The organism is Shewanella sp. WE21 (genome assembly GCF_002966515.1).
Classification (GTDB): domain Bacteria; phylum Pseudomonadota; class Gammaproteobacteria; order Enterobacterales; family Shewanellaceae; genus Shewanella; species Shewanella oncorhynchi.
On sequence record NZ_CP023019.1, the window covers coordinates 1,221,435 to 1,238,778 of the forward strand.

7 protein-coding genes, 1 tRNA gene and 3 rRNA genes are annotated in these 17,344 nt (G+C 47.6%); 4 read left to right on the forward strand and 7 right to left on the reverse strand.

The window, feature by feature from the left end; all coding sequences use genetic code 11:
• Positions 1-20: 20 nt before the first annotated feature.
• The 3 genes from purD (at position 21) to CKQ84_RS05290 (ending at position 5,134) form a co-directional block, all read left to right on the forward strand.
• On the forward strand, positions 21-1,319 hold the full coding sequence (gene purD / locus CKQ84_RS05280; RefSeq protein WP_105250388.1) for a phosphoribosylamine--glycine ligase: 1,299 nt from the start codon (positions 21-23) through the stop codon (positions 1,317-1,319).
• A gap of 177 nt (positions 1,320-1,496) precedes the next feature.
• Positions 1,497-4,733: an ImpA family metalloprotease gene (locus tag CKQ84_RS05285; protein WP_105250389.1), complete on the forward strand. Its 3,237-nt coding sequence runs from the start codon at positions 1,497-1,499 to the stop codon at positions 4,731-4,733.
• Between the two features lie 173 nt (positions 4,734-4,906).
• Entirely contained in the window at positions 4,907-5,134 is a 228-nt protein-coding gene (locus CKQ84_RS05290) for a hypothetical protein (RefSeq protein ID WP_105250390.1), read from the forward strand.
• An 18-nt stretch (positions 5,135-5,152) separates the two neighbouring features.
• On the opposite strand, the gene CKQ84_RS05295 is transcribed toward CKQ84_RS05290, so the two are convergent.
• From CKQ84_RS05295 to hemE, 3 genes are all read right to left on the reverse strand, one after another.
• Complete coding sequence (locus CKQ84_RS05295; RefSeq protein WP_105250391.1) at positions 5,153-5,956, reverse strand: SDR family oxidoreductase; 804 nt, start codon at positions 5,954-5,956, stop codon at positions 5,153-5,155.
• A 75-nt stretch (positions 5,957-6,031) separates the two neighbouring features.
• Positions 6,032-8,611, reverse strand: coding sequence for a bifunctional diguanylate cyclase/phosphodiesterase (locus CKQ84_RS05300; protein WP_105250392.1), 2,580 nt, complete (start codon positions 8,609-8,611; stop codon positions 6,032-6,034).
• A 416-nt stretch (positions 8,612-9,027) separates the two neighbouring features.
• Complete coding sequence (hemE, locus tag CKQ84_RS05305; RefSeq protein ID WP_006079904.1) at positions 9,028-10,092, reverse strand: uroporphyrinogen decarboxylase; 1,065 nt, start codon at positions 10,090-10,092, stop codon at positions 9,028-9,030.
• 457 nt (positions 10,093-10,549) lie between these two features.
• On the opposite strand from hemE, the gene rsd reads away from it, so the two are divergent.
• Positions 10,550-11,029, forward strand: coding sequence for a sigma D regulator (gene rsd / locus CKQ84_RS05315; RefSeq protein ID WP_105250394.1), 480 nt, complete (start codon positions 10,550-10,552; stop codon positions 11,027-11,029).
• A gap of 483 nt (positions 11,030-11,512) precedes the next feature.
• Here rsd and CKQ84_RS05320 read toward each other — a convergent pair.
• The 4 genes from CKQ84_RS05320 to CKQ84_RS05335 form a co-directional block, all read right to left on the reverse strand.
• Positions 11,513-11,589: transfer RNA gene (locus CKQ84_RS05320), tRNA-Asp, on the reverse strand.
• Between the two features lie 36 nt (positions 11,590-11,625).
• Positions 11,626-11,741, reverse strand: a 5S ribosomal RNA gene (gene rrf / locus CKQ84_RS05325).
• Positions 11,742-11,880: 139 nt separating this feature from the next.
• Positions 11,881-14,783: ribosomal RNA gene (locus tag CKQ84_RS05330) — 23S ribosomal RNA — on the reverse strand.
• A 362-nt stretch (positions 14,784-15,145) separates the two neighbouring features.
• Positions 15,146-16,687, reverse strand: a 16S ribosomal RNA gene (locus CKQ84_RS05335).
• The 16S, 23S and 5S rRNA genes sit together here with 1 tRNA gene alongside, the layout of an rRNA operon.
• Positions 16,688-17,344 lie beyond the last annotated feature (657 nt).

Sequence of the window (17,344 nt, forward strand, 5' to 3'; positions counted from 1 at the left end):
GATGTGTGGGAGTTTTAACCATGAAAGTGTTAATCATTGGTGGCGGCGGCCGCGAACATGCCCTAGCTTGGAAAGCCGCTCAATCGGCTCAAGTTGATACCGTTTACGTAGCACCCGGCAATGCGGGCACAGCCCTAGAACCTAATGTTGAAAATCTGGCGATCAGCGCCACCGACATCCCTGCTCTGCTCGATTTTGCCAAAACCAATAAGATTGAACTGACCATAGTCGGCCCAGAAGCACCACTCGTTATCGGTGTCGTCGATGCCTTCAACGCCGCAGGTTTAGCGATTTTTGGCCCAACTAAGGCCGCAGCCCAACTCGAAGGTTCAAAAGCCTTCACTAAAGACTTTTTAGCCCGCCACAATATTCCTACGGCGGGTTATAAAAACTGCACTGAAATCAGCGATGCCAAAGCCTTCGTGCGTGAATTAACGGCCACAACGGGTTATCCAGTGGTTATCAAAGCCGACGGTTTAGCCGCCGGAAAAGGCGTGATCATCGCCCAAAACCAAGCCGAAGCCGATGCTGCAATTGATAACATGCTCGCCGGTAACAAGTTTGGCGAAGCGGGTTCGCGCGTAGTCATTGAAGAATTCCTTAAAGGCGAAGAAGCCAGCTTTATCGTGATGGTCGATGGCAAAAACATTCTGCCAATGGCGACCAGCCAAGATCATAAAGCCCGTGATAACGGCGACTATGGTCCAAACACGGGCGGCATGGGCGCTTACTCGCCAGCACCTGTGGTGACTCAAGCGGTACACGATTGGACTGTGGCAAACGTGATTCGCCCAACAGTTGATGGCATGGCGGCAGAAGGCAATATCTACACAGGCTTTTTGTATGCTGGCTTGATGATATCACCCGATGGCAGTGCCAAAGTGCTCGAGTACAACTGCCGCTTCGGCGATCCAGAAACTCAGCCAATCATGATGCGGTTAAAGTCTGACTTAGTGGAACTGTGTTTAGCGGCCACCCGTGGCGAGTTAGATAAAGTGACCGCTGAATACGACGAGCGCGCAGCCGTGGGTGTGGTATTGGCTGCTGGCGGTTACCCAGATGAGTATCGCAAATTTGATGTCATCGACGGTCTCAGCCTTGGCGATAACGACGGCAAAGTTTTCCATGCGGGCACTGAGATGAAAAACGGCCACGTCGTTACCAACGGCGGTCGCGTATTGTGTGCGACGGCATTGGGTAACACAGTCACCGAAGCACAAAAAGCCGCCTATAAATTGGTTGATGAAATCCACTGGGATGATGTGTATTTCCGCACCGATATTGGTTATCGCGCAATCGCACGTGAACAGCAAGATTAATTAATATCTCTATTAAAAAACCGGCAAGAAGCCGGTTTTTTTGTGCCTATTTCTTGACAAGCGTCAAATATAACATAATGATTTTCAATAAAATTATGTAATTAATCCTATTGAAAACAGGAGCAACAAGATACAATGTCAACCAAATGTTAAATACACAAAGATCAAGGACTCCCCATGAGGATTAGACTACTTTATGCCTACATTGCCATACTGCTTAGCGGATGCGGTGGCGGCTCAGAAGATGCTGGCCCGACAACACCACCCACTCAGCCGCCAGTCCAACCTCCCGCGCTGGTACAATACACCGCCAGCAGCCTATCGGTAATAGGTGGCGCACTGAGTCCAAGCAGCCAAAAAGTGGAGTTTGGCAAAAGCGCTATTTTTAGCATTACTGCCGATACCAGCTTTACGCTTGAGGGCATTACTGGCTGTGGTGGCACGCTCAATGTGCTGACTTACACCACCGCGGCCATGACGGCCGATTGCTCTATCACGCCGACATTTATCAGTAATGCCGAAAATGCCATTAAGCACCAAGACCACAGGCTTGTCAGTGCGAGTGAGTTAATTGATTTCAGCATCGCCGAACTCGCTAATATCGACATCAAACGTAAAGCCCAGATAAATCAGCTATATCAAGGTGTCGGTAGCAGCATCTCTTGGCATCCAACCCATGACTCAATTACCTTTTCGAGCTTTATGCCGGAGAACACTTTTACTATCTTGCCATCAAATGTCGATGGCAGTGGGGCAAGCGCCGTTCGTGGGTTAGTGATGGCGGGCGAGCAACAGGGGCAAAGATATGCGGCCATGGCGGGGAATCTGTTTTCCGTCAACACTTCGGCGCAAACTGATACTTTATTGAAAAATCTTTTAGGCTGGCTGACCAAAGGTGCCGATAAAACCGACGGCCTCAGCATAGTGACCGCCCAAATGCCGAGCAAGGCTGACAGTTGGTACTTTCCCCATAATGAAGGGATCCGCACGTGGCTTACAAACAACTACCCCGCAGCCCATAGCATTAATACAGCAAATACCTGTGACTACAGTGAGTTAAGCAACTGTATCAACACACTGAAACCGGATCTGATTATCATTAGTGACATAGACCGTCAGTCACTCGGTTTTGCAGGCATAAAAGCCGCGATCGCTAAGGCCAAAGCGGCAGGAATTCCCTTGTTGCTCTCTAACTACTGGCGTAATGAAAGCCCAATACTGTCGCCACTTTACCTTGAGATGGGGCTTTCTACCTCTGGCAATTACTGGTCAAAACTCAATGCCAATAACCTCAGTGTGACCGATATTTTGGTCGAAGACACCGCCCTGGCCAAGGTGAATAATCTGCTCGGTAAGCTTAACGAAGGCCGCTTCGACACCTCAGTACTCAACGACTGCGGCGGTAATTACTTGAGCTGTAATACTGCCGCCTTTGTTGACTCATTCAAGGCGGGTGCCGATTGGTATCGAGCCAATGCTGAAACCTTAGATAACCATGCTATCGATGTGTTTACCAAAGCAGACTTCCCCTTGATGAAGGCCGGACTGCTGCTCGCCGATAAGTATCGCAGCGAGATTGACTACCCCATAGCCTACAGCGAATACGCCCAGTGGCAGCAGGCCCTGTTTGCCGATTGGACTGTCAGCTATGCCCGCGTCCATAACTTAGCCCAGCCAGATTTAGGTGAATATGTTACCGACAGAGCTAACCTCAGCAAGGGCAGCAATGCGCACTACACTTATCCTGCGACTGTCACAGAACATAAAACCATTAGCGTACCCTATGCAGGCCAATGGACGACCACAGGCTGGTATGCGCTGCCAGGACAAACCATTAAACTGACTCGTCTCGATAGCAGCGCTGCAAATGTGGAGATCAAACTCAACTACCACAGACGCAATACCAACCGTGCCTATGAGCAGAAAATCTACCGCGGTCCATTGGAGTTGGCGCAGCAACGCCTGCGCTTAGCTCAAGGACAAAGTCTTGAATTTTCTTCCCCCTACGGCGGGCCGATTTATCTGTATATCAGTGGTGATACTTCGAGTACTGATGGCGGCGCGTTAAGTGTCGAAGTCAACGCTGAGCATGTGGCTAAACATCCGACCATTATGGATTTTTCAAACCCTGCAGAAATAGCAGCCTTTAACGATCGCATCCAAAATACCGAATTACCCCATGTGGACTTACGTACCGATGGTGCCGAGCAGCATCTGCGTCGCGACCGCTTTTTAAACGCCATCGGCGGGGATGTGCCCGATGTAAACGCGCTACTCAAAAGTATTGTCGATGACCATATCAACAGCGTTTACACCCTTGCGGGACTTAAGATCCAAGGCAAGAGCTTAAGTGAATCCTTACCCGCCGATGTGCTAGCGGCCTGCAAAGGACTGTTTGGCGACGACTGTATCGATAATAGTCTGCATACCCGCACTATCATTCAACACGCGAATTATGACCAAAATGCCCAGTGCGGTGGAGGTTGTAGCGGTAACCCTTGGGACGCAGCATGGAATATCGACCCAACGGGTTGGGGTGATAACCATGAGTTAGGCCACAATCTACAAACTAACCGTCTCAATGTGCAATATGCTGCGGTAAGCGAGAGTGATAACTGGGCAGGTTATGGCAGCCGCGCAGGGGAAAACTCCAACAATATCTTCCCCTATGTGGTGAAGTGGAAAACCCATTATCTGCGCGACGGCAATACAGGCACAGTGACCGATGGTCACATGAACCACAAGGATCTCTTTTATGTGTTTATGTCCGATGCCGCAGGTACAACAGACACCCGTGGTAAACGCGTAGTGTTTGGCGCCAATTGTAAGGTGCTCGATGCTGGTGAAGACAGATACACTGCGCCTTGGGCCAGCAATGCTTATGCCGTCCATAACGGTTATCGCATGGCGTTTCACATCCAAATGGCGCTTAAGGCTCACGGCATGACGCTCAGTGACGGCACCACTCTGAACAATGGCTTTAATCTCTTTACCTTGCTGTATCAACACAGTCGTATTTTCGGTAAATATGCGAATAACGCCAGTGATTGGGAAGCGAATCGTAGCAAACTGGGCTTTGGCCAATTTTCGTTTGAAGGCAATAGTGTCTACGGTGGCAAAACGGTGAAAGATATTCCGGGCAACGACTTTATGCTGGTGTCTTTGAGTCAGCTCACAGGCAAAGATTGGCGCAGCCATTTCGATATGTTAGGCCTGCGCTACTCAAGCCTTGCGGCCGCGCAAACAGCCGCCAATGCCACATCAGGGGCTATCCCCATGGGCATGTATGAGTTAGAAACCGACTTGCCACCCGCCAATATGAGCCAAGGTTTAACCTTTGTGCCCCTGTCACTCACTGATGGCACTACACAGTGGAAAGGCGTGGGTTCGCCAACCCAGTGTGCTAAACCTTAATTGCACTAATAAATCTTAATCTAGCTAAGATACTAACGCTATTCATAAACCTCGCTCTGGCGAGGTTTATGTTTACCTGAAAATGTGATGTAAAGCACATACCTAGGTTCAGATGACGTGCACCATTTAGCTTCTTATATTTTTAACAATCATGAAATTAATGGGGTAAATATATGGGTTATTCGATAAAAGATCTTATTTATCAAGGTGAAAAATCAGGCGTACATAACTGGCAAACCCTAGAAGGAGCCAGCTTTTACTGGCATCCAGATTGGTTTCATATTGCAGAGGATATGACGGGCCATAACGCGACTGTGACTATCGATATCGATGGGGACAAAGCGACCCAAAGTGAGGCAGAACAATCAATCATTAAGCACCTCAATAAGAGTGGCAAATAGCTTGTAGTGGCAAAGACTTTAGTGCCCGGAGGCGATCGCCCTGCGGGCAATTTTGTCGATTAAGCCTGGCGCGATCAGCTTAAGCCAACGCCCCAAACGACCGCGAAGTGAAGTAATCAGTTGACGGCCTCGAGTTGCAATCACTGGCAACATCATATTAGCGCATTGCTCAGCCGTCAGTATCTTAGCTTCCTGCATCGGAGATTTACCTAAAGGATTACCTGCACTATCGAGGGCACGTTTGTGAATTTGTGACACTACAAAATCGGGGCAAATAACAGTTACGGCCACATTATCATCCACTAATTCAATCCGCAAAGAATCGAAAAAACCAATCACAGCATGTTTAGAAGCAGCATAACCGCTGCGAGTAGGAACGCCCGTTAATCCAGCGACTGACGCCACAACCACCACTTGGCCTTTACTGGCTTTCAAGTGCGGTAACGCGGCATGGGTTAAATACGCAGGACCAAGATAATTCACCCGCATTATGTCTTCAAGCACCGAGAGCTGAGTCAGTTCATCAAAACGTGACCACATAGTCATGCCAGCATTGTTAATCAAAATATCGAGATGGCCATAATGCGCAACTGCAGCTTCAACTAAGGCTTCACACTGTTCAGGACTGGAGACATCGGCGGCAAATACAAAAGGAGGCGGACCATAATTAGCGATTTCTAAAGCGAGTGAGGCAAGACGTGTTTCATTACGCGCACTGAGCACCAGTTGGCAGCCCATTCGCGCCATTGCCACTGCGAGCGCCCGACCAATACCTTCTGAGGCACCCGTGATGATCACGACCTTGCCAGTGAGTCCATCCATAGTCATTCCTTTGTTATCGCCATGTTAATTACGCCTTTTGCTAAATTGGCATAATCACGCTAAAAGCGCAATCCTTCACGCGCGTTGTGCAAGCCTCATCTCATATTGCTCACGATAATTAGCTAAGGGTTGCGGGCGCCCTATCGCATAACCTTGCGCATAGTTAATGCCTATGCTCAACAATCTGTCAATAATATCCTGATTCTCAACAAATTCAGCAACAGTCTCGATTCCCATAACCCGACAAACATCCTGAATCGATTTAACGATGGCGTAGTCTTTAGCATTCACGGCGAGATTCTTAATAAAACAGCCGTCGATTTTGACATAATCCACCGGCAGCTCACGCAGATAGCCATAAGAGGCAAAACCACTGCCAAAATCATCCAGTGCAAATGAAAAACCGAGTTTACGTAACTGCTTCAACATTTCCATACCACGATTGCGATTTTGGATCGCGGTGGTTTCAGTAATTTCAAAACAAATACATTGGCTTGGAATATCAAAAATGTGTTGTTGCTGGGCGATATATTCCACCATACCTTCGGCGCCTAAACTATTGCCCGAAAGGTTGATCGAAATACAATGATCAGGCCAAAGCACGGGGTTCAAAGACAACCATAAAAAAGCTTTGCGGATGACTTCTTTATCAATATCAGGCATCAACTTAAAACGTTCAGCGGCGGCTATAAACTGCGCAGGCGCCAAAATGCGGCCACAGGGCTCTTGAATTCGTAACAGGATTTCCATTCGTTGTCGCTGCGGACCACTGCCTAGTCCGCGGATCGGTTGGTAATACAGGATCAACTCGTTTTCTTCAATCGCTTGCGCGATACGTACCGCCCACTTAGGCGCATTTCTTTGGTAGGTGAGCTCTTTATCTTTATCATCGTAAAAATGAATTTGATTAGCACCTTTAGCTTTAGCGGCAATGCAGGCAATGTCCGCGTCTTTCAATAATTCTTGAGCATCAATATAGGGCGCACGACCAAAAGCGACACCTATGCTGAGGCCAACTTTATAATTACAGTTTTTATCGTTCAACACTTGCATGGAGACTTGCGCGATCATTTGCTTCAGTAATTGCGCCACAGATAAGGCACTACGATTACAAATCACTAAACCAAACTCATCGCCACCAAGGCGCGCCAATAGCTCCTGTGGCCCAAGACAAGCCTGCATTGCCTTAGCCACCATAGCAAGCATACGATCGCCTGCAGTATGGCCACAGCTGTCGTTAATCAACTTGAATTGCTCCAAATCGAGGTAACAAACGGCGATAGTTTTGGCTGAAGCGGCAAATTGGGGTAACTGCTCATCAAATGCCTGACGGTTTAGCAGCCCTGTAATGCTATCGAAATTTGCCCTTTTTTGTAGCTGGTGTTTAAGCAACTCTTCTTGAGTGATATCCCGCAATACCACGACAGTACCAACAATTTCTTTATCGTGATTACGCAGATTGCTGATACTGCGCTCCATAATCCGAGGCGAAGCAGTTAATAGCTTGATTTTCTCGACCTGCGGTGCTGATTCTTCGAGACGAATGCAGGTAAAAACCGCCTGATTCAACTGCTCCCCAGCCTTTAACAGACTCGCAAGGCTCTGACCTATGGCATAGCAACTAGCAACATCGAGAAGCAACTCAGCCCGCGGATTCATATAAATCACGTTGGCATCGACATCGGTCAAAATCACCGCTTCAGCAATGGATTCTAAGGTGATTTTCGCGCGTTCTTTTTGCTGATAAATTCTTGCCAGCAAGCTATTAACACGGCTGGCGAGCACTTCTAATTCTTCATTACCCTCGCTTGTAACGGGTTGATAGACACTAGACATAGGATCGACCAGCGCCAATTGATGCATCAGATTTTTAAAGGGTTTGAGTAAGCCCGAACGCAGCCAAATATAACCAAGACCAACAATAAACACACCAAAGAGAATAAATCCGAGCGATACCCAATCGAGTTGAAATTTAACCTCCCTAAAGGGACCATCGGAAAACAGTACTTGCAGGTAGACAGGCTTATCTTTTAACAGACTTGGAATGTTAATCGCGTCACTGTGCACACCATCAACTGTTGGCGTAACTTCGCGAGAATGGCTCATGCTCACCTTAGTCACCAATAAGGCCTGAGCATATTCCAGTAAGTCTTTATCAGTCAGTTGGCGTACAAGCAGCACAGATTCATTGGGCGCAGAAGCCACGGAAGTAACGACATAAGCATACTTGCCCATCAAATAAGCGCCAGCAACACTGGGCTTATCGGCACTGACAATAGCATTGGCGATTTCTCGTAACTTATCATTCTCAAAGGGACGTTCATTGGGGAAAAAAGGGTGCAATTCACCCTGCCGTAGAATATACCAACTCAGATTGGCTGACATTGAGCTATCGCGCCACGAGGATTCAAGCTTTTTAAGTTGGTCTTCATCTAATTGAGACAAAGGTAAGGCATAGATATTAGTGAGAAAGGTTAAGCGATCGACATCAATTTGAAACTGCTGCTGGATATTGGCAAGCTCACGGTTAGCACTATCTTGACGTAATAGCTCGACGCGATGGTCGTACCAATAACCAAGACAATAGGAGACAATTACCACCGCAGGGAGACAAAAGCCCGCAATAAATACCATTATTTTCTTGCCAATGTGCATCTCTTACCACGGCTTGTTATGACTAAATTGATTGACGGCCTTGCATAATCCTTCACTGCGCCATGCAACATATCTCATTTGCGAATAGTATTAAACATCACTTCGCTTTAGTCGTTGCTAAAGTAGACATTTTCATGCAATTAAATCAATTTTATACCTTTGATTTAAATTAAAATTTATAAATTAAACGATTATAAGTTTTACTTTTTTATCAAGATAATTCACACATAATCAGTATGTGAATATAGGGAATTCAAGTCGTTGTTTAAAAGTAAGACTCATTAAGCTCGCAGACGATAGAAACCACCGCATACGCTAATCCATAAAGATACCTTCGCCAGAAGCTCCAACGCTATCAAATTCAAATGTCGGATATAAAACAGGCCCGCAAGCGGGCCTGTTTCGCAAACCAAAAATTATTTATGGTATTGCTTTGATTGCGCATGAACCGCCTTGATAAAGGCGCCAGCATGTTCTGGATCGACATGCTGGTGAATACCATGGCCTAGGTTAAATACATGGCCAGTACCTTCACCATAACCCGCTAAAATATGACCAACTTCCTCTTCGATACGTGGAATTGGCGCATACAACATAGATGGGTCCATGTTGCCTTGCAATGCAACTTTATGGCCTACACGACGACGGGCATCGGCAATGTCTACCGTCCAATCCAAACCTAGCGCATCACAGCCAGTTTCTGCCATCGCTTCTAACCACAAACCACCGCCTTTAGTGAACAGAGTCACTGGCACTTTACGGCCATCGGCAAAACGCGTCAGACCATCAATAATCTTCTGCATATAACGCAAAGAAAACTCACGGTAAGCAGAATGCGATAACGCACCGCCCCATGAGTCAAAAATCATCAAAGATTGTGCGCCATTCGCGACTTGAGCATTCAGGTATAAGATCACTGAATCGGCTAATTTATCTAACAGCATGTGTAATGCCATTGGCTCAGCGTAAGCCATCTTCTTAATTTTTTCGAAGGTTTTGCTCGAACCACCTTCAACCATATAAGTAGCTAAGGTCCAAGGTGAACCAGAAAAGCCAATTAACGGCACTGCGCCATTCAGTTCACGGCGAATAGTGCTAACGGCTTTCATCACATAACCCAGCTCATCTTCTGGATCTGGAATTGATAGCTTTTTGATCGCATCGATAGTGTCTGTTGGGCGCTCGAAACGTGGGCCTTCACCCGCCTCAAAATACAAACCTAAACCCATAGCATCGGGCACTGTTAGGATATCGGAAAACAAAATCGCCGCATCGAGATCATAACGACGTAAAGGTTGCAGCGTGACTTCACAGGCAAGCTCATGATTTTTACACAAAGACATGAAGTCACCCGCTTGAGCGCGAGTGGCTTTATATTCAGGAAGATAACGGCCAGCTTGACGCATCATCCACACAGGGGTCACATCGACAGGCTCTTTTAGTAGGGCGCGTAAATAACGATCATTCTTTAATTCTGCCATTGGGCTTGGTTCCTAGTCTTATTGAGATCCGCTGGGTCGGTAGTTTAGCATTTACGCGAATAATGTAACCTTTATGTGCAAATTTATGTGAGCTATTCCCCATCATTGGCGTCGATTTGACCGCATAAACCGGAAAATGTTATCCAGCTAACATACTGCTCATTTATTCGTAACGAAGTCACACTCAGACAGAAAAAAGTTGCGCCGGTTCCCCGCCTTTGGTATAAAAAGTCTGCGCTAGCAAGAACAATCAAGAAGCTCGTCGCATCGAGCCTGCTATAAACTTTACTCGCCCAACGATAGGTTTCTATCGTTGGGCTTTTTATTTGCATTTTTCGATACGAAACAGCTGGTTTGTCCATTTCGTCATTCTCGCAAATTCGCATGAAAAGAGTTGATCGATTAGCAACTTGTCCCTACATTAGAGTTATGTGCTGGCACTTAAATGGAATGCATCATGCTGAGAGAACTCGAAAAAGCAGAACAGAAGTGGGGCGGTTCAAATAAGCTTATTGATCAATGGCTAAAAAACCGTCGAAAACTGTTAGTGCATTACTGCCAAATTGCTGGGCTTCCTCCTTACGGTAAATCAGAAAAATCGCTTCCCTCGTTCGAACATGTTAAATCTTTCTGTGACTTATTAGTTGACTATGTGTCCGAAGGACATTTCGAGGTCTATGATAAAGTCGTTAATGCCTGCAGTGAATATGGCGAATCAAGCAAAACGCTCGCGCAACAAGTATTGCCCAAAATCACGCCAACCACGAATGCAGCATTAGATTTCAACGATAAATATGCGGAAACACAAGACGATTTCGTATTATATCAACTCGATAAAGACCTATCTGAGCTCGCCCATAACATGGAAACACGCTTCGAACTCGAAGATGAACTACTTGAAGTTCTCCATCGCAAACATTCTGAGCACAACCAGTAGCCCCCCTTCCTAAGCGCACCTTGCTGCATCTGTGCGCTTATCTACCCTTTTTGAAAATGAAGTAGCATGGCTTTGGGCTACAACAGGAACACGTCCTAGTGCCATTAGACAGCAACCGTTTGAATCAAATTGAATCCGATAGAGCAGACGTAGTCATGGCCAAGGCAGCACACATTGGCAAATCGTTGTTTCAATAGGTGTGGCGGATATTGTTATGTAATGCTCGATAGCCTGAATGCATTGAGGAGCTACAGAGGATGACCAGTTGGGCTTTCGGGAATGGATAAATTTTGCTAATTAATAGAATAGGTTTAGCTTTAAAACAAAAAATTCATATTCTGGTAAGGATGTCATCTACATGATGGCCGAGTATGAGGATAACCATGTGCTTCGAGCCCGAAGCATGTGCGTCACTGACACGAATTATCAGCAACGCCATAACGAAAAAAGCCTCATCTTTCGATGAGGCTTATCTCTTAATGTTGGCGGAGCGGACGGGACTCGAACCCGCGACCCCCGGCGTGACAGGCCGGTATTCTAACCAACTGAACTACCGCTCCTTTAGCTTAACGTCTACACGTTAACCTAAATTAGGCGCTTGGCGATGACCTACTCTCACATGGGGAGACCCCACACTACCATCGGCGCGTTTGCGTTTCACTTCTGAGTTCGGGATGGGATCAGGTGGTTCCACAAGGCTATTGTCACCAAGCAAATTCTGTTTATTACCGTGTCCATCTCTGGCTCACGTTAATAATAATTCGGAAAGCTGATTTTCTTTGTTTGAGTTCAAACTTTATCAAGTATCTGTATTCTGTCTAAGGCTTCTTTGTAAAACCCATCTGGGTTGTATGGTTAAGCCTCTCGAGTCATTAGTACATGTTAGCTCAACGCCTCACAACGCTTACACACCATGCCTATCAACGTCCTAGTCTCGAACGGCTCTTTAGAGGAATTAAATTCCTAGGGATGACTCATCTTAGGGCTCGCTTCCCGCTTAGATGCTTTCAGCGGTTATCGATTCCGAACGTAGCTACCGGGCAATGCCATTGGCATGACAACCCGAACACCAGCGGTTCGTCCACTCCGGTCCTCTCGTACTAGGAGCAGCTCCCTTCAATCATCCAACGCCCACGGCAGATAGGGACCGAACTGTCTCACGACGTTCTGAACCCAGCTCGCGTACCACTTTAAATGGCGAACAGCCATACCCTTGGGACCGACTTCAGCCCCAGGATGTGATGAGCCGACATCGAGGTGCCAAACACCGCCGTCGATATGAACTCTTGGGCGGTATCAGCCTGTTATCCCCGGAGTACCTTTTATCCGTTGAGCGATGGCCCTTCCATTCAGAACCACCGGATCACTATGACCTACTTTCGTACCTGCTCGACGTGTATGTCTCGCAGTTAAGCTGGCTTATGCCATTGCACTAACCGTACGATGTCCGACCGTACTTAGCCAACCTTCGTGCTCCTCCGTTACTCTTTGGGAGGAGACCGCCCCAGTCAAACTACCCACCAGGCACTGTCCCTAATCCCGATAAGGGACCTAGGTTAGAACATCAAAACTACAAGGGTGGTATTTCAAGGACGACTCCATCATGACTAGCGTCACAACTTCAAAGTCTCCCACCTATCCTACACATGTAGGTTCAATGTTCAGTGCCAAGCTATAGTAAAGGTTCACGGGGTCTTTCCGTCTAGCCGCGGGTATACGGCATCTTCACCGCAATTTCAACTTCACTGAGTCTCGGCTGGAGACAGCGTGGCCATCATTACGCCATTCGTGCAGGTCGGAACTTACCCGACAAGGAATTTCGCTACCTTAGGACCGTTATAGTTACGGCCGCCGTTTACCGGGGCTTCGATCATGAGCTTCTCTTGCGATAACCCAATCAATTAACCTTCCGGCACCGGGCAGGCGTCACACCGTATACTTCCTCTTGCGAGTTTGCACAGTGCTGTGTTTTTGATAAACAGTTGCAGCCACCTGGTATCTGCGACTCCCGTCAGCTTAGAGAGCAAGTCTCATCACCAACAGGAGCGTACCTTCTCCCGAAGTTACGGTACCATTTTGCCTAGTTCCTTCAGCCGAGTTCTCTCAAGCGCCTTGGTATTCTCTACCCGACCACCTGTGTCGGTTTGGGGTACGATTCCCACTAACCTGAAGCTTAGAAGATTTTCCTGGAAGCATGGCATCAACTACTTCAGTCCCTTAGGACCTCGTCATCAGCTCTCAGTGTGTACATTAAAGTACGTGTCCCCGGATTTGCCTAAGAACACCACCTACCACCTTAAACGCGGACTACCAACGCCGCGCTAGCCTAGCCTTCTCCGTCTCTCCATCGCAGTTAGCGGAAGTACAGAAATATTAATCTGTTTCCCATCGATTACGCCTTTCGGCCTCACCTTAGGGGTCGACTCACCCTGCCCCGATTAACGTTGGACAGGAACCCTTGGTCTTTCGGCGAGGGGGTTTTTCACCCCCTTTATCGTTACTCATGTCAGCATTCGCACTTCTGATACCTCCAGCGTGGGTTACCCCTTCACCTTCAACGGCTTACAGAACGCTCCTCTACCGCGCACAGTAAACTGTGCACCCGTAGCTTCGGTGACTAGCTTAGCCCCGTTACATCTTCCGCGCAGGCCGACTCGACTAGTGAGCTATTACGCTTTCTTTAAATGATGGCTGCTTCTAAGCCAACATCCTAGCTGTCTAAGCCTTCCCACATCGTTTCCCACTTAGCTAGTACTTTGGGACCTTAGCTGACGGTCTGGGTTGTTTCCCTTTTGACGACGGACGTTAGCACCCGCCGTCTGTCTCCCGAGTAGTACTCATTGGTATTCGGAGTTTGCAAAGGGTTGGTAAGTCGGGATGACCCCCTAGCCTTAACAGTGCTCTACCCCCAATGGTATTCGCTCGAGGCGCTACCTAAATAGCTTTCGAGGAGAACCAGATATCTCCCGGTTTGATTGGCCTTTCACCCCCAGCCACAAGTCATCCGCTAATTTTTCAACATTAGTCGGTTCGGTCCTCCAGTTGATGTTACTCAACCTTCAACCTGCCCATGGCTAGATCACCGGGTTTCGGGTCTACACCTTGCAACTAAACGCGCAGTTAACACTCGGTTTCCCTACGGCTCCGCTATTCGCTTAACCTCGCTACAAAATGTAAGTCGCTGACCCATTATACAAAAGGTACGCAGTCACGGTCTCAAGAACCGCTCCCACTGCTTGTACGTATACGGTTTCAGGTTCTATTTCACTCCCCTCACAGGGGTTCTTTTCGCCTTTCCCTCACGGTACTGGTTCACTATCGGTCAGTCAGGAGTATTTAGCCTTGGAGGATGGTCCCCCCATATTCAAACAGGATGTCACGTGTCCCGCCTTACTCGTTTTCATCAATGGTTAGTTTTCATGTACGGGGCTATCACCCTGTGCCGCTGCGCTTTCCAACGCATTCCACTAACACCCCACTGACTTAAGGGCTAATCCCCGTTCGCTCGCCGCTACTAGGGGAATCTCGGTTGATTTCTTTTCCTAAGGGTACTTAGATGTTTCAGTTCCCCTCGTTCGCCTCGCAACACTATGTATTCATGTTGCGATAACAGCTTATGCTGCTGGGTTCCCCCATTCGGACATCGTTAGCTCAAATGCTTGTTACTAGCTCGCCAACGCTTTTCGCAAGTTACTACGTCCTTCATCGCCTCTGACTGCCAAGGCATCCACCGTATACGCTTAGTCGCTTAACCATACAACCCAAATGAGTTTCACTCACCTGAGTCGCATTGCGACCAGCTTGGTTTTACTTGTCTCACTTCTGACCAAAGAAGTGGACGCGCCTTAGACGTAAACTATTCAGCAAAGAATAATTTACTATTGAATATTCAAGACACTTAATAAAGTGTTTGAGAACTCATGTTCAATGCTTTCGCATTAAACGTTTTGTAATTAATCACATGACAGACTCATGTAATTAAATACTATCAGCTTTCCAAATTGTTAAAGAACAACATCTACCTGCAAGAGGGATGTTTCGCTCTGACTTCTCCTGAGAGAAGCTAAACAAGCAATCTGTGTGAACACTCAACAAACATTAAGTTAGTCGTATAGGTAAGGAGGTGATCCAGCCCCAGGTTCCCCTAGGGCTACCTTGTTACGACTTCACCCCAGTCATGAACCACAAAGTGGTGAGCGCCCCCCGAAGGTTAAGCTACCCACTTCTTTTGCAGCCCACTCCCATGGTGTGACGGGCGGTGTGTACAAGGCCCGGGAACGTATTCACCGTGGCATTCTGATCCACGATTACTAGCGATTCCGACTTCATGGAGTCGAGTTGCAGACTCCAATCCGGACTACGACGAGCTTTGTGAGATTAGCTCCACCTCGCGGCTTTGCAACCCTCTGTACTCGCCATTGTAGCACGTGTGTAGCCCTACTCGTAAGGGCCATGATGACTTGACGTCGTCCCCACCTTCCTCCGGTTTATCACCGGCAGTCTCCCTAGAGTTCCCACCATTACGTGCTGGCAAATAAGGATAGGGGTTGCGCTCGTTGCGGGACTTAACCCAACATTTCACAACACGAGCTGACGACAGCCATGCAGCACCTGTCTCACGGTTCCCGAAGGCACTAAGCTATCTCTAGCGAATTCCGTGGATGTCAAGAGTAGGTAAGGTTCTTCGCGTTGCATCGAATTAAACCACATGCTCCACCGCTTGTGCGGGCCCCCGTCAATTCATTTGAGTTTTAACCTTGCGGCCGTACTCCCCAGGCGGTCTACTTAATGCGTTAGCTTGAGAGCCCAGTGTTCAAGACACCAAACTCCGAGTAGACATCGTTTACGGCGTGGACTACCAGGGTATCTAATCCTGTTTGCTCCCCACGCTTTCGTGCATGAGCGTCAGTCTTTGTCCAGGGGGCCGCCTTCGCCACCGGTATTCCTCCAGATCTCTACGCATTTCACCGCTACACCTGGAATTCTACCCCCCTCTACAAGACTCTAGTTCGCCAGTTCGAAATGCTATTCCTAGGTTGAGCCCAGGGCTTTCACATCTCGCTTAACAAACCGCCTGCGCACGCTTTACGCCCAGTAATTCCGATTAACGCTCGGACCCTCCGTATTACCGCGGCTGCTGGCACGGAGTTAGCCGGTCCTTCTTCTGTAGGTAACGTCACAGATATAACGTATTAAGTTACACCCTTTCCTCCCTACTGAAAGTGCTTTACAACCCGAAGGCCTTCTTCACACACGCGGCATGGCTGCATCAGGGTTTCCCCCATTGTGCAATATTCCCCACTGCTGCCTCCCGTAGGAGTCTGGGCCGTGTCTCAGTCCCAGTGTGGCTGATCATCCTCTCAGAACAGCTAGGGATCGTCGCCTTGGTGAGCCATTACCTCACCAACTAGCTAATCCCACCTAGGTTCATCCAATCGCGGAAGGCCCGAAGGTCCCCTCCTTTCCCCCGTAGGGCGTATGCGGTATTAGCAGTCGTTTCCAACTGTTATCCCCCTCGACTGGGCAGATCCCTAGGCATTACTCACCCGTCCGCCGCTCGCCGCCTCAGGAGTAAACTCCCTTGCGCTGCCGCTCGACTTGCATGTGTTAGGCCTGCCGCCAGCGTTCAATCTGAGCCATGATCAAACTCTTCAATTAAAGTTTTGTTGCTTCCGTCTTGCGACTTCAGCGGCTCAATGAATTCTGATTTTTTTGTTTCTCGCTAAAAGAAACAAACTGTACATATTACTATGAACACTCATTGTTACATTGATTTAAATTTTTGACTGCCAACCCGAAGGTTAAGCAGTTTCGATTAACTCAACACCTGTGAGTGTCCACACAGATTTCTTGTTTTATCTTGTTAAAGAGCAACTCAATATTCGTAAGAGAACTTGAGTACCACACTGAGCGTTGAACGCTTCCAGTTGGCTAGGGCTGCGTATTCTACGCATTTCCCGTTTCGCGTCAAGGAGTATTTTTCAACTTCTTGCTGCGCTTGAATTAAGTGCTTAAAAGCGACTCAATTTAACCTAACTCGTCAGCCTGCTTTCGCTGTCTGCCGTGTCAGTGGATGCGCATTATAGGCAGCAGAAGATTTTGTGCAACCCCTATTTTAAGGAAATTTGCAGTTAATTCTAATTATCTAATCTAGCCACAAGATACCCACCACTTACCCCCAAAGTTATCCACAACTCAGCCAAGACTGCGCCTTTATTTCGCATTATGTATAGCCAAAAGCCATTAGATGATTTGTTGGTAGTTATAAAAATAGAAGACTTTCTCTTTTAAAATGAAGATTAAATGGGGCTAAGC